The 21,493-nt window shown below is 39.2% G+C and carries 18 protein-coding genes; 4 read left to right on the forward strand and 14 right to left on the reverse strand.

Features of this window, described 5'->3' with window-relative positions:
• Positions 1-7: 7 nt before the first annotated feature.
• The 6 genes from ACXZ1K_RS13415 to ACXZ1K_RS13440 all read right to left on the reverse strand — a co-directional run bounded on the left by ACXZ1K_RS13415 (position 8) and on the right by ACXZ1K_RS13440 (position 7,058).
• Positions 8-4,165 carry a hybrid sensor histidine kinase/response regulator transcription factor gene (locus ACXZ1K_RS13415; protein ID WP_458970177.1) on the reverse strand — a complete coding sequence of 1,386 codons (4,158 nt, stop codon included), beginning with the start codon at positions 4,163-4,165 and terminating at the stop codon, positions 8-10.
• A 147-nt stretch (positions 4,166-4,312) separates the two neighbouring features.
• On the reverse strand, positions 4,313-5,194 hold the full coding sequence (locus tag ACXZ1K_RS13420) for a hypothetical protein (protein WP_458970178.1): 882 nt from the start codon (positions 5,192-5,194) through the stop codon (positions 4,313-4,315).
• An 80-nt stretch (positions 5,195-5,274) separates the two neighbouring features.
• The gene (locus ACXZ1K_RS13425) at positions 5,275-5,709 is read right to left on the reverse strand and encodes a hypothetical protein (protein ID WP_458970179.1); all 435 of its coding nucleotides are present in this window, start codon (positions 5,707-5,709) and stop codon (positions 5,275-5,277) included.
• Positions 5,710-5,767: 58 nt separating this feature from the next.
• Positions 5,768-6,082, reverse strand: coding sequence for a hypothetical protein (locus ACXZ1K_RS13430; RefSeq protein ID WP_458970180.1), 315 nt, complete (start codon positions 6,080-6,082; stop codon positions 5,768-5,770).
• A gap of 127 nt (positions 6,083-6,209) precedes the next feature.
• Positions 6,210-6,668 carry a MarR family winged helix-turn-helix transcriptional regulator gene (locus tag ACXZ1K_RS13435; RefSeq protein WP_458970181.1) on the reverse strand — a complete coding sequence of 153 codons (459 nt, stop codon included), beginning with the start codon at positions 6,666-6,668 and terminating at the stop codon, positions 6,210-6,212.
• Positions 6,669-6,680: 12 nt separating this feature from the next.
• Positions 6,681-7,058: a VOC family protein gene (locus ACXZ1K_RS13440; protein WP_458970182.1), complete on the reverse strand. Its 378-nt coding sequence runs from the start codon at positions 7,056-7,058 to the stop codon at positions 6,681-6,683.
• Between the two features lie 109 nt (positions 7,059-7,167).
• Here ACXZ1K_RS13440 and ACXZ1K_RS13445 point away from each other — a divergent pair, with 109 nt between their 5' ends.
• Positions 7,168-7,599, forward strand: coding sequence for a DUF1801 domain-containing protein (locus tag ACXZ1K_RS13445; RefSeq protein WP_458970183.1), 432 nt, complete (start codon positions 7,168-7,170; stop codon positions 7,597-7,599).
• Here the strand turns inward: ACXZ1K_RS13445 and ACXZ1K_RS13450 are convergent, their stop codons facing one another.
• The 8 genes from ACXZ1K_RS13450 to ACXZ1K_RS13485 all read right to left on the reverse strand — a co-directional run bounded on the left by ACXZ1K_RS13450 (position 7,600) and on the right by ACXZ1K_RS13485 (position 15,353).
• Entirely contained in the window at positions 7,600-8,973 is a 1,374-nt protein-coding gene (locus ACXZ1K_RS13450) for an energy transducer TonB (protein WP_458970184.1), read from the reverse strand.
• A gap of 70 nt (positions 8,974-9,043) precedes the next feature.
• The gene (locus tag ACXZ1K_RS13455; protein ID WP_458970185.1) at positions 9,044-9,490 is read right to left on the reverse strand and encodes a VOC family protein; all 447 of its coding nucleotides are present in this window, start codon (positions 9,488-9,490) and stop codon (positions 9,044-9,046) included.
• A 502-nt stretch (positions 9,491-9,992) separates the two neighbouring features.
• Complete coding sequence (locus ACXZ1K_RS13460) at positions 9,993-10,688, reverse strand: LytR/AlgR family response regulator transcription factor (protein ID WP_458970186.1); 696 nt, start codon at positions 10,686-10,688, stop codon at positions 9,993-9,995.
• Between the two features lie 28 nt (positions 10,689-10,716).
• Positions 10,717-11,862, reverse strand: coding sequence for a sensor histidine kinase (locus ACXZ1K_RS13465; RefSeq protein ID WP_458970187.1), 1,146 nt, complete (start codon positions 11,860-11,862; stop codon positions 10,717-10,719).
• A gap of 2 nt (positions 11,863-11,864) precedes the next feature.
• Complete coding sequence (locus tag ACXZ1K_RS13470; RefSeq protein WP_458970188.1) at positions 11,865-12,512, reverse strand: pirin family protein; 648 nt, start codon at positions 12,510-12,512, stop codon at positions 11,865-11,867.
• 2 nt (positions 12,513-12,514) lie between these two features.
• Positions 12,515-13,234: a dioxygenase family protein gene (locus ACXZ1K_RS13475; RefSeq protein WP_458970189.1), complete on the reverse strand. Its 720-nt coding sequence runs from the start codon at positions 13,232-13,234 to the stop codon at positions 12,515-12,517.
• A gap of 144 nt (positions 13,235-13,378) precedes the next feature.
• Positions 13,379-14,512, reverse strand: a complete 1,134-nt coding sequence (locus tag ACXZ1K_RS13480; protein ID WP_458970190.1) for an FAD-dependent oxidoreductase — start codon at positions 14,510-14,512, stop codon at positions 13,379-13,381.
• 25 nt (positions 14,513-14,537) lie between these two features.
• Positions 14,538-15,353, reverse strand: a complete 816-nt coding sequence (locus ACXZ1K_RS13485; RefSeq protein WP_458970191.1) for a DUF6597 domain-containing transcriptional factor — start codon at positions 15,351-15,353, stop codon at positions 14,538-14,540.
• A 56-nt stretch (positions 15,354-15,409) separates the two neighbouring features.
• Between ACXZ1K_RS13485 and ACXZ1K_RS13490 the strand changes: the two genes are divergently transcribed.
• From ACXZ1K_RS13490 to ACXZ1K_RS13500, 3 genes are all read left to right on the forward strand, one after another.
• The gene (locus ACXZ1K_RS13490) at positions 15,410-18,250 is read left to right on the forward strand and encodes a leucine-rich repeat domain-containing protein (RefSeq protein ID WP_458970192.1); all 2,841 of its coding nucleotides are present in this window, start codon (positions 15,410-15,412) and stop codon (positions 18,248-18,250) included.
• 120 nt (positions 18,251-18,370) lie between these two features.
• Positions 18,371-20,737 carry a TonB-dependent receptor domain-containing protein gene (locus tag ACXZ1K_RS13495; protein WP_458970193.1) on the forward strand — a complete coding sequence of 789 codons (2,367 nt, stop codon included), beginning with the start codon at positions 18,371-18,373 and terminating at the stop codon, positions 20,735-20,737.
• A 269-nt stretch (positions 20,738-21,006) separates the two neighbouring features.
• Positions 21,007-21,411 carry a hypothetical protein gene (locus ACXZ1K_RS13500; RefSeq protein ID WP_458970194.1) on the forward strand — a complete coding sequence of 135 codons (405 nt, stop codon included), beginning with the start codon at positions 21,007-21,009 and terminating at the stop codon, positions 21,409-21,411.
• Positions 21,412-21,493 lie beyond the last annotated feature (82 nt).

Below are 21,493 nucleotides of genomic sequence, written 5' to 3' on the forward strand. Positions count from 1 at the left end.
CTAATTTTCAGACGTTTATTTTTCTAAACTCATTAATATATTCCGAAGGGAGCTGCCCATACTCTTCTTTGAATACCTTAGCAAAATAGGTAGGGTTATTAAAACCAACCTCATAAGCGATATTAGAAATACTCAGCTGGCTCTTCTGCAACAGCTGCACAGCTCTTTTCAAACGTACCGTACGGATGCAATCTACCGGAGTCTTTCCGGTCAAAGTCAGCAACTTTTTATACAATGAAACCCGGCTCAGGTTTAGCAGTTTGCTCAGCTCCTCAACAGAAAAATTCACTTCGGTAATGTTCTGTTCTATCAGTTCAAAAGCATTCTTCAGGAACTTTTCATCTTCAGAAACAATATGGATGTCCTCCGCCCGCACTTCAATTTGTTTTTGATAGGTAGTTTTCAGCGTTTGCTGCATTTGTAAAGCGTTGTGGATCTTGGACAGGAGTATCTCAAAATTAAAAGGCTTTAGCACATAGTCATTAGCACCACTGGCGGCACCTGCCAGCTGGTCCTCTTCCGTCGTGAGCGCAGTCAGTAAGATCACAGGAATGGTGGCCGTACGTGGGTCGGCCTTTATTTTCCTGCACAACTCAATGCCATTCATTTCAGGCATACTGATGTCACTTACAATAAGTTTAGGATGCATAGACAGTGCCTTTTGCCATCCGTCTTTACCGTTAACCGCCTCTATAATATGGAAGCTGTTTTTCAAATTGTCTTTTAAATAAAACCTTAAGTCATCGTTATCCTCTATCAACAGGATAGTCGCCTTTTTACTTGTCCCCGGCAATTTAGGTGTTGCCTTTGCAGGAATTTGAGTAGCTACTTTCGGTTCCTCAACAGCAGCAATGCTTGGTTCAATTACATCACAAGGCGGTTCAACAGGTAGCGTTACGGTAAAGCAGCTACCATAGTTGGGTTCACTTTCCAGATCAATGGAGCCACCATGCATTTTCACAAATTCTTTGGTGATGGACAGGCCTATACCGCTGCCCTGATTCAACAGGCTCTCCGGCATGTCATCCTGAAAAAAGCGATCAAATACCTTAGACTGATTTTCTGCGGCAATGCCGATCCCGGTATCAATAACCTTTATCTCCAGATGATTTTTGTCTTCAAGATTCGCTGCATGCAGTAAATTAACGATCACCGTAATTTGCCCGCCAGAAGGTGTGAACTTGAAAGCATTAGAAAGGAGGTTAAATAAGATCCGCTCTATTTTATCGTGGTCAAACTTGGTCACATAGCCATCGGCATCACTCTCCATCAAAAATTCTATTTGCTTTTGCTGGGCAATGTCCATAAAAGACGCAGAAACCTCCTTAATAAACTTGATGATATCGCCTTGCTTTCTATTGATCTTTAACTCATTGTATTCCATTTTCCTGAAATCAAGCAACTGATTAACCAGGTTCAGCAAACGTTTACCATTGGTTTTAATGGTCACAAGCTGTTTATACTGATCAGGATTATTGATGGATTTAATCAGGTTATCAATAGGTAGTAAGATTAAGGAAAGTGGGGTTCGAAATTCGTGACTCACATTGGTAAAAAACTTAATTTTCATCAAATCCAGTTGATGCATTCTGCGGGCTTCCGCCCGCTCCTCGGCAATTTTACGCTCCACTTCCAAACTCGCCTGCGTACTTTCAAATTCATGCTTAAGCTTACGGATGCCGCGGTGGCGAATGTAAAGCAAACCACATATGAACAAAATTGCATAGCTTACATAAGCTAAGGGCGACTTAAAAAACGGTGGCAACACCGTAATGTTCATGGAAATTTCGCCCTTCTGAATTTGGTTAGGATCCTTTATTCGCACTTTAAAGGTATAATCCCCACCATCAAGGTTGGTATAGGTAGCCTTCCGCTCATTGCCTGCCACAGTGATCCAGGCATTGTCGAAACCTTCCAGTTTGTATTCCAGCTTAGTTTTGTCCGGGTTAAAATAATCACAAGCAGCAAACTCAATGTCAAACACATTCTGGTCATGCTGCAGGGTAATCTCTTTGGTTTCAGAAAAAGCTTTGGTCAAAATGCCCTTGCCATTTGTGCTGTCGCCAGCAACAACACTTTTGTTAAAAAGTTTGAGATCTGTAAACTGCAGGTTTGGTTTGGGTTTGAAGATATTTAGGGTCTGCGGATCAAAAAGGTTAAAACCGTTGAGCCCACCAAACACCAACTCACCACTTCTTAAACGTTTGGCAGAATACAAATTAAAGGCCCTGCCTTGTAGTCCGTCCAGTTCGTTGTAATTATTGATATCTACTTTGTACTTCCCATTTACCTCGGTCAACAAAATACTTGAAAGTCCATTGGTGGTACTTACCCACATCCGGCCGGAGAAATCTTCAACGATATTGGAAACATTGTTTGCTGGCAGGTTCACCCCTTCCTCTATATTCAGGAACTTGTTGGTTCTGGTATTTAATATGCTCAATCCATCTTTAGTTCCGATCCATATTAGCCCTTTGCGATCTTCAGTAATGGTATTAACATCATTCCCAACAAGGCTATTTGGATTTTTAGGATCTGACAGATAACTCCTAACCTTTCCGTTTTTAAGAATTACATCAACTCCCCTGTCTCTGCCAATCCATTTATTTTGCTGCCTGTCTTCATAGATATAGGAAGTATATTCAGACTTACCCGGGTTTTTAGGATGTCTAAAGCCATTGATGCCGGGATCGAATACGTTCAAACCTCCTGAAAATGTACCTACCCATAACTCGCCCCGAACATCTTCTATAATGGTATATACCCGATCGTCTGTCAAGCTGTTCGGATCATTTTTATTGTGGCGGTAATGTGTAAAGGTCTTCCCATCATAGCAATCTAAACCACCAAAATAGGTGGCGATCCAGAGTTTCTTTTGCTTATCGATAAACAAGCGAACAATAATGTCACTGGCAAGACTGTTTGGATTATTAGGATCGTGCTTATACTGCGTATACGTATTGGTAGCCCTATTGAAATAGATGAGTCCACCGCCGTTGGTGCCAATCCATAAGTTTCTTTTTTCATCCTCTTCAAAAGTATTCACATCTTCGAAGGGCAAACTTTTGGGGTTGGTAGTCAGCTGCTTATAAAGAGGAAACTGCATAATCCCCCTGTGGTAGTAATTTACGCCCTGTTTAAAAGTACCAGCCCAAATGATTCCGGTATTGTCTTTATACAAGTAGAGGCTATTTCCACTTAACGATTTGGCATCATCAGCCCTGCTCAAAATATACGATACTTGATTGGTAGCCGGATCAATCACGTTAATCCCACCATGATCAGAACCCACCCAAATCTTATCATCATCAGTTTGTATGATGCTGGTGATGACATTGGAATTCAGCTTTCCAGTTGGGGTATCCTTACTATAGTGAACTAGCGTATTTGATCGTGTTTTATAGCAATATACCCCAATAGGCCCTTCATCAGAACAAACCCATAGGTTTTGCTTATTATCCATGATCATGATAAAATTCCTGGGCTTGTTGTAAAGGGATTTAGCGAGCCCATCATAACGGCTAATAATTTGATTAGCTTTTGTATCCAGCTGCTCTATCGTGCCGTCACTATAAATAAGCCATACAGAACCGGGTTGGGAGGTCACTATATCAATGACCTGGTTGGAGTGTAACACGGCTACGGATTTTTTTGCAGCGCTATAAAAAACGGTCCTTTTACTTTTAGGATTATACCGGTAGAGTCCCTTTTTATCAGTTGCAAACCAGAACTCACCCTGACGATCCTTCTTTACCCTGGTAATGGGGCTGGTTGGAATGTTAAAGTGAGCAAGCGCTGCCGGGATATCATTGGAAAAACGCTCAACTATTGGGTCGTAAATGCTAATATTGCTGTGTGTAAAAACCCATAACTTATCCCCGGGGCCTTCAGCTACACTCATTACATGGTTTTCTGCCAAGGAATTTGGGTCTTTGGCATCACGTTTAAATACTTTAAACTTATTGCCGTCATAACGATTTAAGCCAGATGTAGTACCAAACCACATAAAGCCCTTTTTGTCTTTATAAACACAATTGACCTGGTTATCGGAAAGACCGTTCGTTATATCTAAATGAGAAAATTGATAGTTCGTGTTGTTCTGTGCAAAAAGGTATGTCGGAATGGAATAAACCCAAATACATAACAGATATATTTTAAGACGCATAATTTATACTTGGTTAACCGACAACCGCACAGCAGAGTTGACGGCTGACTAAAGATAGGATAATATGCGAATACTACCTAAATGCGCGTCTATAAAATTTACTTCAATAGCGTCACTTTGTACTGGGTCATATCGCAACCACCAAAATCAACATCCCCTACCATGGGATCCCAATAACAAGTCTTGGACAGGTTTCCTTTTCTTGTCATATGGCTTTTTGCGTTTTAAAAGTTCAAGAACTTCTTTTATTGATGGTTCCATATTTCTCAGCATACCTGAGTAGTGCTGTGTTGACGTAACCGTGCTAATCGTTTCCCGGTTCTTGCCGGTTTCATAAAAGCGTTCCTGCGATTTGATCAAATAGCGATTGGTTCTATTATAGCTGATTGATCTATCGACTGTTTGTCTGCTCTCGATATTTAAATAAGAATCAATTGAGCTAATTTTAGCCCCATTGTAATGGATTTTCTTAGTAAACCGGGTTTCCTCAGAAGAGCTCGCATTCACCGAGTCCAGCTTATTCGACTTGTTGTAATAATACTGGCATACCCAGGTATCCTGCACATCAGCCTGACTGCGTTGAGTGACAACCTTGGCCTGGCGGATGCGTTTATTTGATTGAGGGTAAAATTCCAATAGCGGCAGCACATTTGAAATAGGATAATCGCCTATAGCATCTGATAAAAGAAATAATAAGGCGGTAATTTGTCCACGAGACTCCACTTGCCGCTTAACCAGTTTATAATAGTCAGGAAATAACGTGTAGTTATCATTATTGTTAATTCGGAGCGTTTGTGTTTTATCTAAAAACGCGATGCGTAGGCTATCTTTCATTTGCTGACCAGGAACTAACGGTTTACAAACTAAAAACAATCCATTATTTGATAGCTGAAGATAATAAGTCATGGCTTCAGAAACCACGCCACTTCTAATTTTATACACCGAAAGTCGTTCATTTGCTTTGTCCATGCAGTACAGCAGTTGACTGGTATCTACGTCTCCGGCGCTGCGCTCTATTCGGTTGATCACTAAAGCGGAATAGGAATCCTTAGCCTGCGAAAAGCAAATAAAACTGAGAAAAACAAAATAAAACAGAAAGCAGGTTTTTATCATGGCGTATCTAAGAAAAGATCTACACCCATATAGACCTTTTTAGGATTGTCGACGAGCATCTTCAATTGACCTTGATACAAAACGATTTTGCCAATTGCGGTTATGCTCGTGTCCAATGGGGATTTAACCTGGGTGTTCAATTTTCTGCGAAATCTTTGATCATCAAGTAATTGCTTCCTTGCTTCGCCAGTTACAACAATGGTCAAAGGTTTTTCCTTGGCAATCACTTTTCTGGATATCAGTAAAGATTTGCCATCATCGACAGTTCTATGCGTTGAGTAATTAACCGACACCAACTTACCAATATACCTTGCAGCATCCTCCACCTTGATTGGGGTAACTTTCAAAGCGGATTGTACTAACTGTGCATCAACCGGATTATTGAAAGCTATACAAATAGAAAGGAAACATGCTATTGAAAATGATTGCATCAATGTAGGGTTAGTAATTATTACATAATTACACCAAAATAATTTAATCAACTTGTATTTATTTACTTACATTTTCCAATTTCTCGTACTTATAAACCAACACTTTGGCACTAGCCCTGTAGATACTATCTTGTTGTTTATCCTTGCGATACTCGGTCAAAACAACAAAGTCTGAGTTTAGAAAGACTGCGGTATGATCTGTTCCAATCTTTCCTTCTCTGTTGTAGAACATCGCTGGGCCTTCCTTATCAACGGGCGCTCTGTACAATTCCCTTTTCCATTTATATAAATTAGTATCATCTTTACTAAATTCTTGTTTTTTACAGCCAATTGCTATAACCAATAAAAATGCGAGTAAAATGTTTTTTTTCATTGTCGGAGTTCGTTTACTGAAAAGACAAAAAAAATACGAGATCAACAAATTTCTCCTCGTTATTTAACATTTATTAACTGATCAAAATAACGCTGACTGGATCTTAAGTAAAGAAGAGAAATCTTCTTCACTCCGTATTCTTTTCGATAAGTTGCTCCATACTCCTATTAAAAGCAAAGAGTTGAGTATCCAAACTTGCAAAAAACTCCAGATCAGCATTTTCAATCTCAATGAGTCCCTTCTGCAATACAACAGCTCCGGAAGAAGTAAGTTCAATTGCCTTTGCCCTTGTATCTGTTTCGTGTTCTTTACGGGTAATGAAACCTTTATCTTCTAAAGTACGCAAAACCTTTGACACCATCATCCTATCAGCATTACTCTGGTTGGCAATGTCAATTTGGGTTACTGACTTACTTTTCTTAGACAGCCAGCCTAATGCAGCCAGTAATACAAATTGTGTTTGCGTTAAGTCCAGCGGGTCCAAAACCTTTTTTTGCTTTCGCTGCCATAACATGGTGACTTGTCCGAGCAGATAACCTGGGCTATCTGCCGGACTTTTAAAATGAAATTCTATTTCTTTAGGCATGATGCATTGATGTTAATCCTTATTTACAGTTGTTGGCTCAAAAAGTGTGATCACGTAACCATCCGGATCTTTGATCATCAATGTTTTGCCGAAAGGGGTATTGTTTATTGTTCCTAAAATCACCACTCCTTTTTCAGACAATTTGGTTTGCAGTGTTTCAATTTTTTCATCAACTGCAAACCAAATTGACGCACCAACCCCCAGTTCTTTACCGTCTAAATCTCCAATAGGTGTTCTAATTGCGAAACTTGCTTCACCTTTGTTGTACTTAAAAATGCAAGCATGTGCGTTTGACATTTCAGACAACTCGAAGCCCAACTTATCTGTGTAAAAGCCTTTTGATACTTCTAAATCCCTAACTTGAAGAGACGCAAAATCTAATTTTCTCATGATAACTATTTATGTTGTCGCAAATATAGTATACACGACAACATAAACCTAATTTATATTTACGAACTTTAATGTAAGTAAGTTGAGCAACCATTAATTTGATGAATAAATGAACGTAAAAGAAGAAATTGAGAATTACCTTCTGAGTTATGATGAACCTAAACGTACTGAGATGCAAACGTTGCATACCCTCCTACTCAATGCACTACCAAATGCCAAGCTCTGGTTTGATGATGGAAAAGATGCTGAAGGAAAAGTGCTCACCAATCCAACAATTGGCTACGGGCAGTACACTATAAAATATGCTAACGTTAAAACAAAGGAGTTTTTTCAAATTGGTTTGAGTGGTAACAAGACTGGAATCTCTGTTTACGTTATGGGGCTTAAAGACAAAAAATACTTAGTCGAAACTTATGGAAATGAGATTGGCAAAGCTAATGTAACGGGGTATTGCATTAAATTCAATAAGCTTAAAGACATCGATACGAATGTACTAACGGAGGCAGTAATATCTGGCGCTGAATTAACAAAGGAAGATTAATTATTTCTTTATGTCTGGCGGTGGTGCTATCCTTACTTCTATCGGACTCTTATCAATATACTCTTGCGTGGTGTGAATAAATATGGAGTTTCTCATCGGCACATAACCCATATAAGCCTTAGTTTCTTCATTAGTAATCATCCTTACATATGCTATGTCCTTTGCCGGCACTGCGCTTAGCGATTTGAAATCAATGGGGAAATTATTTAAATATAACTGATCATCAACAGATGCTATTTGCGTTTTTTTGTACTGATCAATCATGGTAAATAACTTCTGGCGATCAAGGGCATACTTATTTTGGTTGTAATTTTTTGTATAGATGTAATAACATCCGGATTTAAAATTCGTGCCATACATCCTCACAATTCTGGCAGAATCAACAAGATTAACAGTTTTTATTATTGCGGTATCTAGGCCGTTATAAACCAACTGAGGATTGTAGTAATAATCGTCAATTGCTATCATCTCTTTAGGCGGGTTGCGAAAATCCTTTCTATATGCCAAGATGTTATCAATCAAATCCCGCTTTGTTTTTTTATCATTCTCAAGTCCGGCTTTAGTCATCAAAACGACAGTACCAAGCTTCTTTTGGTCGAATGGTCTAGAAACACTGGCAGGGTAAATGAAGATGCTCAGAATACTGTCTTTATTTAGGTATTTGCTCCACTGGTCTAATGGCAAATCCTTATGATATACATTCAATTGTACTTTACTTGTATCAATATTTTGAAGAAGCTTAAATGCGTCTTTGAATTGCGCTTCATCATAACCATTTATGTCGAGGTTAGTTTTATTGAATACTAAAAGCTTTCGCTTATATTTTGGACCAAACACAGCCTGAGTTAAGTTTTCAGGTAAAATAAGATAAGGCATGGTATCAAGAGGTAACTTCGCCACGCGTCTATTATTTTTCAGCAGCTTACCGCTAACCATTACTGCAGCGCCTTTAGAAGAGCTGGTGTCGGAAAAACTAATAGGAATGTTGTATATAAACTTAGCTTTCTTACCTTTTATTGTGGCGGGTATCCATTTAGGACTCTGCGTTACAACACGAACTGCTTGCAGATTAGTATACCTGTCCAGCTTTTTTAATATTTTAACGTTAGTCACATTGCCAACGGTATCAATAACAAATTTTAAATGAACCTTGCCCTGCAATCCATTTAATCTTGAAGCTACCGGATACTTAACATGAGTCTTTAAATACTCGTAGAATAAGTTTATGCCTCCCGGAAAATCTGCCGGTATCGTGTCTTTCTTTGCCGTATCAGACTTTATTAGTTTATCCGATACCTGAAAAGCTAAAGGGCTTTTTGCAAAAGCTGCAGTAATAAAAAAAATTGAAAAGAGAACTGTTAATTTGAAATTCATTTGGCGTTTTTATAAGCCTAAACCTACAAAAATCTTTCGTAGAATTGGTTAAATGATCCTAATCCTTTAACTATCCTACATTTTCTGCCAGACCAACCAAAATACCCTCTACCCCTCTGATATAACATAACCTATAAACGTTTTCATAATTCATTACCTCGCCCACAAGCTCAGCACCTTGTTTAAGTAGCCTTTCTACAAGTTCGTCCAAATGCTCAACGTTGAACATCACACGCAGATAACCCAATGAATTTACTGGCGCAGTGCGGTGATCGGATATAACCTCTGGAGTAAGAAAACTCGAGAGTTCAAGGCGGCTATGTCCGTCGGGAGTGACCATCATGGCAATTTCTACAGATTGATTTCCCAGTCCGGTAACCCGTCCGGCCCATTCTCCTTCAACCATACCCCTGCCTTCCAATGTCAGGCCAACTTCAGTGAAGAATGCAATTGCGTTATCAAGCGATGCTACAACGATGCCCACATTGTGCATTTGCTTTACTGTGCTTTTTTTCATAATCATTATAAGTGGTATGCGTGTAATAATTATACAATATAAATATTTTACTGTTACACTTAAACTTCGCATTCATATTGGGGTTTGCAGTCCGAGATACTCGAGACTCTTTTCTTTACGTAAACGGCAAACCCATACCATATACGGAGTGCAGGAAAGTAATCGCTAACCTTCGTAAGCAGACTATTGGGGGCATAAGTTTCATCTCCTCTGCTGTGCCTGATATTTATTGGGGTCAAAATGCCAGGAATGGATTAGTGAAAATTTGGACACATAAGCATTAATTGTTAAGAGCCTTTTAGGCTTTTTCGGTAACCTTTGCATACGCCCGGCATACAAAGAACACTGTTTTTGGTCTATATTCTGTGTTTACTGGCTGTATTGTTTGTGAATACACAGAGCCGACACAGACCAAAGACAGAGCAAACAGCCAGAAAAGACAGTTTTTTATAAACGCCATATCGAAGAACCCTAAATGCGGCGTAAAACCAATACCAATGGATCAGCTCTTTTTTAATGTGATATGAGGAGCATAGCTTTCCCCTATCGGAAGCTCAATCGTATCTAGCTGTACCTTTTTTTGCTGGATTGATCTAATCTTAGCGGAATTTATGATGTAGCTTCTATGGATTCGTATAAATTGTTTCTGCGGAAGTAGATCTATTACCTTTTTCAGGGTCATCAGGGTTAAAACAGGTTTTGCTTGCCCGCAATGTATTTTCACATAGTCGCTCATGCTTTCTATGTACTCAATATCGCGCAATAAAACTTTAACCAGCCGGTATTCAGAATGTACATAGATCACCTGCTCATCAGCTTCTGCCAAAGGCTGTTCAATAAATTTTTTATAGGCTATTGCTTTTTTAACGGCATTGGAGAAACTATCAAATTCAATGGGCTTTAACAGGTAGTCCACTGCCTCCAGTTGAAATCCTTCATAAGCAAACTCCCGATAGGCTGTAGTGAAAATAATGAGCGGTTTTTGGAGAAGCGCCCTTGCCAAATCGATACCAGAAATATCGGGCATGTTTACATCCAGGAATAGTAAATCAACAGGATATTTGTTCAGGTATTCAATACCGGATATTGCATCCTCAAATGTTTCAACAAGCTGCAGCTGAGGAATGCGGTTTACATAATTCCTGATCAGATCAAGGGCAAGTGGTTCGTCGTCAATCGCTACACATTTAAGCGCCATAAAACATTGTTAACTACTTCCCAATATATCATTTTGATTTTAAAATCAAAAGAACTTTGAAGAAGCCGTCCTTAACATCAATGTCCAAGGTATGGGAATCAGGATAAAGGTGATTTAACCGTTTTTTGGTGTTCTCAATGCCTATCCCAAACCGCGCTTGTTGTTGTTTATGCTCAAACAGTTGGTTCTCAGTGCTGAAGATAATTTTCTCCTGCAGGATTTCAATTCCAATGCGTATGGTGGCTTCCAGGTGATTGCTCAGTCCGAACTTGAACGCATTTTCTATAAAGGTCATCATCAATAGCGGTGTAATGCGATGATTTCCCGGATCACCTGTCACCACGTAGTCCAGTGTGACTTTCTTACCCAAACGGAGTTTTTGCAATGCGATGAAATTGTCGATACACGCGATCTCATCCTGAAGGGGTACAAAATCTGCTGCCGATTCATCGGTTACATACCGCATGATGTTGGAAAGTTTCATCACACTTTCTGCTGCTTTTTCGCTACCAGTTATGCATAGCGTGTAAATGTTGTTGAGCGTATTGAACAAAAAGTGAGGGTTGATCTGAGCTTTGAGAAATGCAAGTTCTGCATTCGCTTTTTCAGCTTCTGCAACAATAGCTCGTTTTTCAAATAATTGGGACTGCCTGATCGATTGAAGTGCTGAGCCAAGACCAATGATCATCACGAAAATAAAAATACTGGTGATGTCAAAATGACGCCCCTCATTTCGCATTGCACTGCCGGGATCATCACCCTCAAAACCTGGTTCTGCCCTGGGAATTGGCGGCGGCATTTGATAACCTTGACCGGATGGTAATGGTGGTGGCGGGCGATGCATCGTCATCTCAGGCCGCGGACCTGAATCAGGTCGGCTTAATTTCATCAAGGCATCAAAGGGCCTTATAAAGAAAACGATGATCAGCATCAGCGCCAGCGACAGCCAATAATTGAGGTATTTTTTTTTAAGGAAATATTGAGGGATCAGCCAGCTGGTATGAAAATAAAAAATCAACATATAAACCACACAGAACTGCAAGTAAGGCAGCAGTGCAGATGAGGGGAAGTTGATCAGGGGCTGACCTTGGGTCATGAAAAGAAGTGGCGTGGCAATAAACAGCAGCCAGGCAGCTGAATGGATCAATACTTGCGATGCCTTAACACGAATCATGATCAAATATAAGGTAATTCGATGGTTAGTATAGTGGCATTGTTACTCAGTGCCTCTATTTCTGCTTCGGAGATATTCCACACTGCAAGCGCGTCTTTAGCATGTAACAACGTTCCTTGAACTTCAAATGCACCTGATATTATAAAACAGAAAATCCCTGAATCAAGTAATGGACAAACTGCCTCCTGCCTGCCCTGGAACTGACCCATACTTAGTTTAAAAGGCAATTCAAATAGAGGGAGAATGTTATTAAGCAGATTCCTCGATTGGTCGAGCTCGAAACTGATGACCTCCCTAAACGGTGGTGTTTTAACATCCGCTTTTATTCTGAAAAGAAGGAAATTGATTTCATGTTCGTCGAATGGGTTTTGCAGTGTTAATTTGAAGGCAGAAGTGCTGCATGTCAATACCGTTTGCCCGGCGTCTGCCTCCAAATCAATCTGCGCGCTATCATCACTATAAATCAATGCACCTGTAACCGGGACAATAACTACACAGGTGTTTGCGGGTACCTCAAAGCTGCAAACGGATGAGGCCGCAAGAACATGGTCTGTAAATAAATCCAGGCCAAAGAAAGTATCATTTTCCGACTGCAAAAAGCTGGAACCCTGTAGCTCCTGCAGAAAGATGCGTGATGACAAGTTTTCCATCTTTACGAAGCATTAATAGTCATTGCCAGTGCAAAACCATCTGCTAAACTACCCGTTACCGTAGCCACTTCTATTTTCAGCATATCGTCGCTAAAGACATTGTCATTTGCATTGGTGGTATAGCCTGACATCCCTTTTTTGTACCCGTTAACAAGCGAAACGGCTGAGCCAGATCCCTCAGGAAATGCAATTTGGGTAATCTTTATAGAGTTGCCGGATGTGCTGTAAACATGCACATGAATGTGGGTAGCCCTTCCAGAATACCAGCCCGGGAAAATAGTAGTAAAATTAACAACGCCTTTATCATCAGTAACTTGCCTGCCTCTAAGAAAATGTACAGACTGATAATTGGTCGCTTGCATGCCGCTGCCTCCATATTCAGAATAATTTCCTTCTGCATCACAATGCCATATGTCTACTATTGCGCCTGCCAGGGGCGAGCAATTGCTATTGATGGTTAGCTTAGCGGTCATCTTGTATCCACTCTTGCCATCCGTAATGTCGGTTCGGGAATACGAGGCAGGAACTTTAGTCGGAAAAGGACCCTCTGTTTCTGTAGGGGCAACCGTACAGCTGGTATTGCTGGTGCCCGTATTGGTCACAGTACCTGTTCCAGATGGATCGTCAACGGGAGTTGCCGTAGATTTTTTGCAGGCTTCCATTACTGAAGGACCTGCGATGGCGCCTATGATTAGGCTTTTCAAGAATCTTTTTCTTTCCATAACTGATACATTTTAAAATTATCCATTACTAATGTTTTCATTAGCATAATTAAAGATGCCGACCAAATGCTCAGTATGTATTGATGTATCGGTAAATAGGTTAATTCTGCCGATGAAGAATAGCAGCATGCTGTTTTTCCTACATCACGTATTGATAAGTTGTTGAAATGAAAAGTTGGGATCACGCATCATTACTTCGTTCTTGCTTGATTCCAGTTGCGCTTCCCTGGCATAAAAAAACATTTGTTGTTCATAATCATCGATCGCGCGTTCAATGCTTTCAAATTTGCCGCTCGTGAGGTTTTCGGACAAAATTAAAGTGTCTATTAGCCCGATGTTTACCCCTTGTCCGGCAAAAGGCGGCATTAAATGGGCAGCGTCACCAATCAAGGTGATGGGTAATGGCCTGCTCGTTTTCCAAGATTTATCCAACGGAAACATTCTTACTGGCAACCCTACAAAAAATGTAGTTGAACGAATGAGCTGTTTATATTCTTCACTCCAGTTTGAAAGCCTGGATAAAAGAAATTCAATACTATTTTCTACATGCTGAAAATCAAATCCTTTTGCGTTGTCCAATTCTATTGGCTTTTCAAAAATGACACCGTAAGATAGTGCGCCGTTGTTGAAAGGATTAGCTACCAAAAGGTTGCCCTCGTGTGCGGTCATTAACCTATTGCCATTACAGAGGTTAAAAAAATCCGGACAGTTGATTTCTGGCTGATAGCTATCTCCCTGAATAATAAAAGTACCAGTCTCTTTCACTTCAGTATCAGCAACAAACTTTCTTGCCTTAGACATTCCGCCATTGGCGATGATTACCAGGTCGGCGGTAGCACTAGATTTACCTTCAAAGTCTAAAGCCCATTTTCCGTTTTTGATACTGATGTCAGTTAATTTACTGTCCCACAACACGGTATCGTTTTTTAAACTGTCCAGCAGCATTTTTCTTAAAGCGTTCCTGTTTATTTCCGGATTGTCAAACTGATTTTCAGACGTGGGATTTCTGGTAGCCAAGATGTTTCCTTTTTCGTCGGCAAAATGTATTCCCATGGGCAAAGCCAGGTCGTAATAAGTTTGAAGCAAGCCGGCCTTTTTCATGGCTTCCTGTCCAGAACCTTTATGTAAGTCGAGCGTTCCACCCCAAATTCTTGCTTCTGGATCCGTATCCCGCTCGTATACGGTGATGTCTATTCCTTTTTGCTGAAGCAAACGTGCCATGGTCAGCCCAACTGGTCCTGCACCAATAACTGCGACTTTCTTATTTTGTAGCAACATAGTTCATTCAAATTATGCTGTAAAATTATTGCTTATCCCCGACCGAAAATTGTAAAAATCGGCTGTTTTCATTTTTGTAAAGTTCTTTCGGCGACACACCTGAATGCTTTCTGATTTCTTTAATGAAATGCGACTGGTCGTAAAAATTGAGTTGCGGAAATAGTTGACCTTCCTTGATTTGAGAAAGTGAAGCCTGGAAACGAAGAATATTGCAATAGGCTTTTAAGGAAAGTCCAAATTGTTGGTTGAAGTACTGATTCATTTGCCTTGCGCTCCAGAACAGTTTTTCGGAAAGTTCTTTAACACTCATTTCGCCGTTGCTTTCAAAGATTAACTTAAACAGTTTGATCTTTCGTTCATCAATTTCTATTGGCAGAAGAGACTGAGTTTTTTCCGATATCTTTTTACAGAAAGCATCAAAATCGTTCAAATCTTCAACACTGAAACCCCAAAAATCATCTTTTAAAACCTTCTCTTTATCTAAAATATCGGCAATTGGATGGTTGAAGATGTATTCAATCGCAATGGGATTAAAACTCACTGAAAAAAACTTTGAGATACTTTGTACGGGTAAAAGTTTAGGCTTTGTTTCTAAACCAAAAAGGGAGATATGAAATTCATTGTCTGCGGTTTTGTAAAACGTCAAATCAACCCTTCCGTTCGGGAAAATCACTCCCTGATTTACATTCGAAAGATCTTTTACTGCCGAAAAACAATAAATATAATCTGAAAGCGATTTATCAGGTTCTGCGAGTTTATGTTCAGCTGCACTCATCGTTGTTGTTTCTTTCCTTTCGACGTATAATATGGCATTTCTAATTGAACTTATTCCTATCTTCATTGATCAAACCAAATATCACCTTGAAAATACTATTATAATCAAGCATTCCTGCATATATGAAGCGCTTCGCCCTCCTCTCTCTTTTGTTTTCTATAGGCTTCCTGTTAATTTGTTGTCCTAATACATCTGCACAAGAATACAAGGTACTCTACGATAAGTACATTCGAAAAAAAGAAACTGATTTTACACTGCCGGCAAAATTCAAAGAAGAGCAGGACGCTTTTAGCTATCAGCATGTGTCAATTCATTCAGAACAAGTAGAAAAGTTAAAACAACTCATCAAAGACCACCATCAGGGAAAAGTGAAAACTGTGTTTTTAATACCACAAGATACTACAGATTTGGTGAAAGTCTTTGAACTATTAAGCCAGTTCCCGAATCTGGAAATGCTCAATTTTACTGAAGAGAGTTATCCAAACCCGCCCAGAAAAACATATCATTTGCCAGATGAATTGCTTAAACTCCGAAATCTAAAATTCATATCAATAAAGGCTTCAGAGTACCTTGATCCGGAAGATACTTTCAAGAAATTAAAAGGTTTACCGAAACTAATTGGAGTAGATTTAACAGGATATACTGCTGATTTTCCGACAAAGATTTCTCTTCCAAACCAAATTAAAATTGTAAAACTATTTACTCCACAGCTGCTCCAGCTAGATACGAGAAACTCTACATGGCGTATGGCCAAGATTGAAGCAGGATATAAAGAATTTATTCGTGATGGCACTGCGCTTAATAAATTAGCATCATTGAATACGCTGGAATTACTCGATTTCCAAGGGTATGTACAAGGTGAAGATGCATTTAAAAAATTTGATAATTTAACATCGCTAAGTCTTTCAGCGACAATGGCGCCTGGCAGTAGGTTGCTTAAATCATTAATTCCATTGAAGGGACTTAAATCGCTGAAGCTCTATCAAAATTACGACACTTCACAATGTATGACTGACCTCGGTCAATTTAAAAATCTCGACTCACTATTTCTTCAGGGAAGTCTTCGGTTCATAAAACATCCAGAAGAACTGATGAGCATTGCAAAGCTCACAAAGCTTCGCAAGCTATACATAGAAAACTGTATAGTCTCTGCCTGGCCTGATTTTTTTAAGCCACTTACAAAGTTGGAGGAAGTTTACATTAGATCAACTACTGGCAGTTATTACGAATATATAAAATCAGCGAGGCTTCCACTTGGTCTATATGAGCTTTCGCAACTACGAAAACTGACTATTTCGAGCTCAATCTCAGAAATACCTTCATTAAACAAGTTAACAAAGCTCCAATATTTAAAATTAAGATCAAACACGCTGACGACTTTGCCTGAAGATTTGGGCTTGCTAGAAAACCTGCAAAGTTTAATCTTAGACAACAATCAACTAACAAATGTACAATCACCAACTTGGGTAAAACTCAAAAACCTAACGCATCTTGATCTCAGTTCAAACAAAATAACAGCTTTTCCTCAAGGCGTCCAGCACCTTCAACGACTTGAATTTTTAAACCTGGCCAAGAACAAAATCACAGACTTTCCGGAACTGGACGATATTAAATATCAGTTAAAGGTATTGGCCATTAATATTAACCTAATTAAAGCTTTGCCTACAAACTTCGGTAACTATCAATTGCTAACAAATTTATCGGCAGGATTCAACAAGCTTGCTAAACTACCAGACGGGTTGGGGAATTTAGCCTTTCTGAAACACCTGGATTTAGAAAATAACTTCATTAAAGAACTGCCGCCAGGTTTAGCCAATAATACAATTTTGAGAGATCTTAATCTGAAAAACAATACGGAAATGGATGGAAATAACATCAACAAGGTCGTTTTCAGCAAACCGAAAAAGCCATTTCTGGAAGCCAATTTATCTAATATAGGATTGAAGTCATTACCAGCTAATGTACCATGGGAACAAACTCAGATTATATTAGACTTGAGTAACAATCAACTGACCACACTACCCATTGAAATGAGTAGAATGAAATGGTTCAACATAAAGCTAAGAAATAACCCTTTAACTATCGATACCGGATTTATTGAAAAAGAAATTAATAGTAATGCAGATGCCAAAATCTTATTTCAGGAGTTTGGCTACCAAGTGCCCTGGTTAAAAGTTTCCGATAAAGAAATGGCCGTCGCACTAAGCAAAACGGTCGGATCTATATCCAGATCAGGGTCTTTTGATAAAGCCGTGGCTTATGCAGAAAAAGCCAAAGTACTCAATCAACAGCTTTACAAGGAAAACGTTTATTGGCTTGGCATTGGCAGGGCCCGTTTTGAAACAAAAGACTTTCAGGGTGCCATTGACGACTTGAATAATTTCATGATTGCGGAACCCCGAAGAATGCGAGGTGGTTCAATAGCAAGAGAAACAGAAGCGCTGATTGCCTCTTCTTACCGGGCATTAGGACAAGAGGTAAAAGCTGCTGATACTCATGCAATATTTGGCAGCAAATGGGAAAACAGAGAAAGTTCTCTGAATGCAGCTTTAAGTTACATGGAACTGGGCGAATTGGCTTTGAGTAAGCGATATATTGACAGTGCGGTAGTGCAGTACCGGAGAGAATTTGAGCGTTTTCCGACTATAGATTTAGCGAACTACGCAGAGATCCTTTTGATGGCCGATAAGCCAGACACAGCGATAAAAATTATTAGGTTATTTAAAGAAAGTAAGCCCAGGTATTCAGACAAAAAATACCTAGACTACCTGGAAACAGCCGCATTGATCATGATTAATCCTGCTGATTTTGAGAAACTTAAGAGAGATTATATTACCAAGATTGCGCAAACTGGCAAGATGACAACCTGGGATTACACTAATTTTAATCGGTACTTAAAATATTCGAGGCGATCTGAAAAGGAAAAACAGCAGCTTCATGAATTAGAATTACTAAACAACTAGAATCCAAAGCACAAGTTAAACTGAACATAACTTGATATTAGACCAGTCAGCTCCATTTATAGGGTAATGCAACATTTTTTTTTGGTTGATGTCTTTTAGATAAACCAATCAAAAATTAGTATGAACTCCCCCTTTTACAAAACCACCGCATTAAGTTGTCTTTTGCTTTTCAGCATAATTTATCAAAGTTCTGCACAGGCTATTTCCGGCAGAATCATAGAAACAGGAGGCAGTGGAATTGAAAATGCAACCATAACCGTATTAAACGCGGCAGACTCAACTGCGGTGAAATATGAGGTAAGTAACAAAGATGGCTATTTCGAGCTCAGTAATTTAAAAAGCGGAGTATTTACCGTCAAAGTTTCATCCATGGGCTATAATAGCCAGTTGTTAAACAATATTACATTTAACGGCTCTTCAGTTAAATTAAACGATATCATTCTCAGCAAGCAATCAACAGCGCTCAAGGAAGTCACGATTGCAAGTAAAGGTCCAGTTTTAGAACGAAAGGTAGATCGATGGATATTTAACTTGAACAACAGTATAGTTGCAAATGGTTCTTCCCTCTTTGAGGCTATGCAGGTGGCACCTTTTTTAAAGGTTTCCGATAATGGCGTTTCTATGGTGGGTAAAGGAGGTATGGGCGTAATGATCAATGAAAAAATAGTCTACTTAAGTGGAGCAGAATTAACCAACTACCTAAAAACCCTCAGATCAGAAAATGTAGAAAAAATTGAGATCATTACCAATCCACCATCAAAATATGAGGCACAAGGGAATGGGGGACTAATTAACATTGTCTTAAAGAAAAATGAATCTTTGGGCTGGCGCGGTTCATTGAGTGCCACATATCGGCAAGGTGTCTACGACTCCTACAACAACAATCTGGCGCTGTTCTTTCGCTCAAAAAAAATTAACGGTTCGTTTACTTTTGGCCAATCACGATTTCACAACATCATGAACAATGCGCTCAATATGGTTGGGAATAGTAGTCAAATACTTAGTGACGAGGAGCGCATATCAATTACACCTGGTTTGCAGGCAGGGTTAAGCATCGATTATGAGTTAAACAAACACAACAACATTGGTTTTATTTATAATATTTCACAAAGTAAAGAAAGAGATGATTTTGTAAATCGTTATAGCTACGGCAAAAGCAATGCTGTTGATTCAGTTTTGAACACTAATGGCGAAATATTCAGGCCTATATTTTCACAGACCATCAATTTATATCACGATTTAAAGATTGATTCGGCTGGAAAGAAATTAAGCAGTTCTGTCAATTTTTTCACGAACAGGCCTGAAGTGAGCAATAATTTTGTTTCAGCATCTGAAAGCACCTATGCAGCAGTTCGCAATAACAACGCTTCAAAATACAACATCTTCTCTATTCAGTCAGATCTAACACTACCATATAAATGGGCTAAAATAGAAACAGGAGTCAAGTTCGCCAATTTTGATAACACTGCAGCCGTGCAGTACTTTAATTTTTTGAACCAGGACTACTTGTTGGATAAGACACGCAGCAACGAATACAATTACACCGAAAAAATCCTGGCTTCCTATTTCAGTTTGTCATCTGAACTTTCAAAGAAACTGACATTCAAGGCGGGATTGCGTTACGAATACACGATGACTGACGGTTATTCGCCTACGTTAGACCAACGCAATAAGCGAGACTATGGATCATTATTTCCAACGGCATATATTGTTTACAAGGCCAATGCAAACCATACGCTGTCTGCTAATTATTCGAGGCGGATTAACCGACCGGGTTTAAGTTCTTTAAATCCATTCGCCTATTACACAAACATTTATACATATTTTACCGGGAACCCATTGCTCCTACCTTCGTACAGTAACAATTTCGAACTTAACTACCTGTATAAAAGCTTGATTTCATTCACTGTATTTAAGCAACGTGCAAGTGATGTAAATTCAGCACTGACAACTATTCAGGGACCGTTAGTGGTTTCAAGCGGAGGAAACTTTATAACAAGGGATAACGTAGGCACCTATCTTTCCATAAACCGTACCTTTTTTAATTGGTGGGAAAATAGCAGTTCAGCCTCTTTTTATTATTCATCTTCAAAATCCAAAATAGCGGCTATTTCAGCTCAGAACGGAACCTCTACATCGTTTAGTGTCAATAACAATTTCAAGGTAACCAGACTGTTAAACTTCTATCTTAACTATAGTCAAAACCTTCCCTCAACCAGCGGAAATACTTACACTTACACTCAACGTGATTTCAGGGTGGGTGCCAGATTAAAGTTGCTTAGGGATAAGTTGATCATCAACCCCTCCTACTTTCTGGGGAGTGTTAACAAATATGAAGCACGCTTTAATGAATTTGTACAGACGGAAAGAACCGATTATCATTATCAAACATTCGGTCTTGGCGTAACCTACTTATTCGGGAGGTCAAAGGTTTCCGGAAATAATAAGAATATATCTTTTGATGAGAAAGGAAGGGCTCAAAGGTAGTTTGAGTCTGGTTCAACGTAACTTACTTTAGTAACAGGCAAGTTTTCCCATGAATATAGGTTGTATAACCTAGGTCACATTAATTCAAAACTTATTTATACATTTAAGCCACCTGACAAGTGGCTTTTTTATGATTGCAATATAAAATGTTTGCATTATTTCATTTTGGCTTCGAAATTTTAAAAATAGCGCTTCAGTCGTCTATATATTCTCTAATCATCATATCGTTGCTAGTAATTCTAGGTAGAATAACAGTAATCAAGAGACTTATGAAGATTAAATTCAAAAGGATATTTTTCACAATAGCAGGCTTGATGCTTGTATTTTCATTTACCTATTATGGAGACCATGGACTTGGTGATGAAGCGAACCTTCCATTAGGCAACGGTAGAACAATGAATAGTAGTGATGGGAATGCCTATTTTTACCTACTACCTGAAACACAAGTCAGCATCGATAGTTTTTTGGTTCGCAACGAACATTTATGCTTTGTTTCAGAGGACGGTTTTTATGACTATCACTTAGAGTCGGGTAAATGGGAAAAGTATAATAGTAGAAAAGAATATGACGCCTTTTCGTCGGCTCACAACTTACCACAGGTCAACGAATTCAAAACCTTCTATCCACAATACAATACATACTGGAATGGATGGCGATTCTGGCTTCTTCCTTAAAATAAAATTGGGACAGTGTGGAATCTCTACAGAAGGAATAGATAATACTTATCTTTATAAAAAGATTTTTGGTCATGACTTT

This window comes from Pedobacter jaeyakensis, from assembly GCF_054461315.1.

Excerpts from the sequence above, each read along its gene's own strand:
- ACXZ1K_RS13445 (WP_458970183.1), top strand. The coding sequence starts at position 7,168 with ATGAACGTAAAAGAAGAAATTGAGAATTACCTTCTGAGTTATGATGAA.
- ACXZ1K_RS13425 (WP_458970179.1), bottom strand. The coding sequence starts at position 5,709 with ATGCAATCATTTTCAATAGCATGTTTCCTTTCTATTTGTATAGCTTTC.
- ACXZ1K_RS13460 (WP_458970186.1), bottom strand. The coding sequence starts at position 10,688 with ATGGCGCTTAAATGTGTAGCGATTGACGACGAACCACTTGCCCTTGAT.
- ACXZ1K_RS13475 (WP_458970189.1), bottom strand. The coding sequence starts at position 13,234 with ATGGAAAGAAAAAGATTCTTGAAAAGCCTAATCATAGGCGCCATCGCA.
- ACXZ1K_RS13450 (WP_458970184.1), bottom strand. The coding sequence starts at position 8,973 with ATGAATTTCAAATTAACAGTTCTCTTTTCAATTTTTTTTATTACTGCA.
- ACXZ1K_RS13470 (WP_458970188.1), bottom strand. The coding sequence starts at position 12,512 with ATGGAAAACTTGTCATCACGCATCTTTCTGCAGGAGCTACAGGGTTCC.
- ACXZ1K_RS13480 (WP_458970190.1), bottom strand. The coding sequence starts at position 14,512 with ATGTTGCTACAAAATAAGAAAGTCGCAGTTATTGGTGCAGGACCAGTT.
- ACXZ1K_RS13415 (WP_458970177.1), bottom strand. The coding sequence starts at position 4,165 with ATGCGTCTTAAAATATATCTGTTATGTATTTGGGTTTATTCCATTCCG.
- ACXZ1K_RS13435 (WP_458970181.1), bottom strand. The coding sequence starts at position 6,668 with ATGCCTAAAGAAATAGAATTTCATTTTAAAAGTCCGGCAGATAGCCCA.
- ACXZ1K_RS13500 (WP_458970194.1), top strand. The coding sequence starts at position 21,007 with ATGAAGATTAAATTCAAAAGGATATTTTTCACAATAGCAGGCTTGATG.
- ACXZ1K_RS13430 (WP_458970180.1), bottom strand. The coding sequence starts at position 6,082 with ATGAAAAAAAACATTTTACTCGCATTTTTATTGGTTATAGCAATTGGC.
- ACXZ1K_RS13440 (WP_458970182.1), bottom strand. The coding sequence starts at position 7,058 with ATGAGAAAATTAGATTTTGCGTCTCTTCAAGTTAGGGATTTAGAAGTA.
- ACXZ1K_RS13485 (WP_458970191.1), bottom strand. The coding sequence starts at position 15,353 with ATGAAGATAGGAATAAGTTCAATTAGAAATGCCATATTATACGTCGAA.
- ACXZ1K_RS13495 (WP_458970193.1), top strand. The coding sequence starts at position 18,371 with ATGAACTCCCCCTTTTACAAAACCACCGCATTAAGTTGTCTTTTGCTT.
- ACXZ1K_RS13455 (WP_458970185.1), bottom strand. The coding sequence starts at position 9,490 with ATGAAAAAAAGCACAGTAAAGCAAATGCACAATGTGGGCATCGTTGTA.
- ACXZ1K_RS13465 (WP_458970187.1), bottom strand. The coding sequence starts at position 11,862 with ATGATTCGTGTTAAGGCATCGCAAGTATTGATCCATTCAGCTGCCTGG.
- ACXZ1K_RS13490 (WP_458970192.1), top strand. The coding sequence starts at position 15,410 with ATGAAGCGCTTCGCCCTCCTCTCTCTTTTGTTTTCTATAGGCTTCCTG.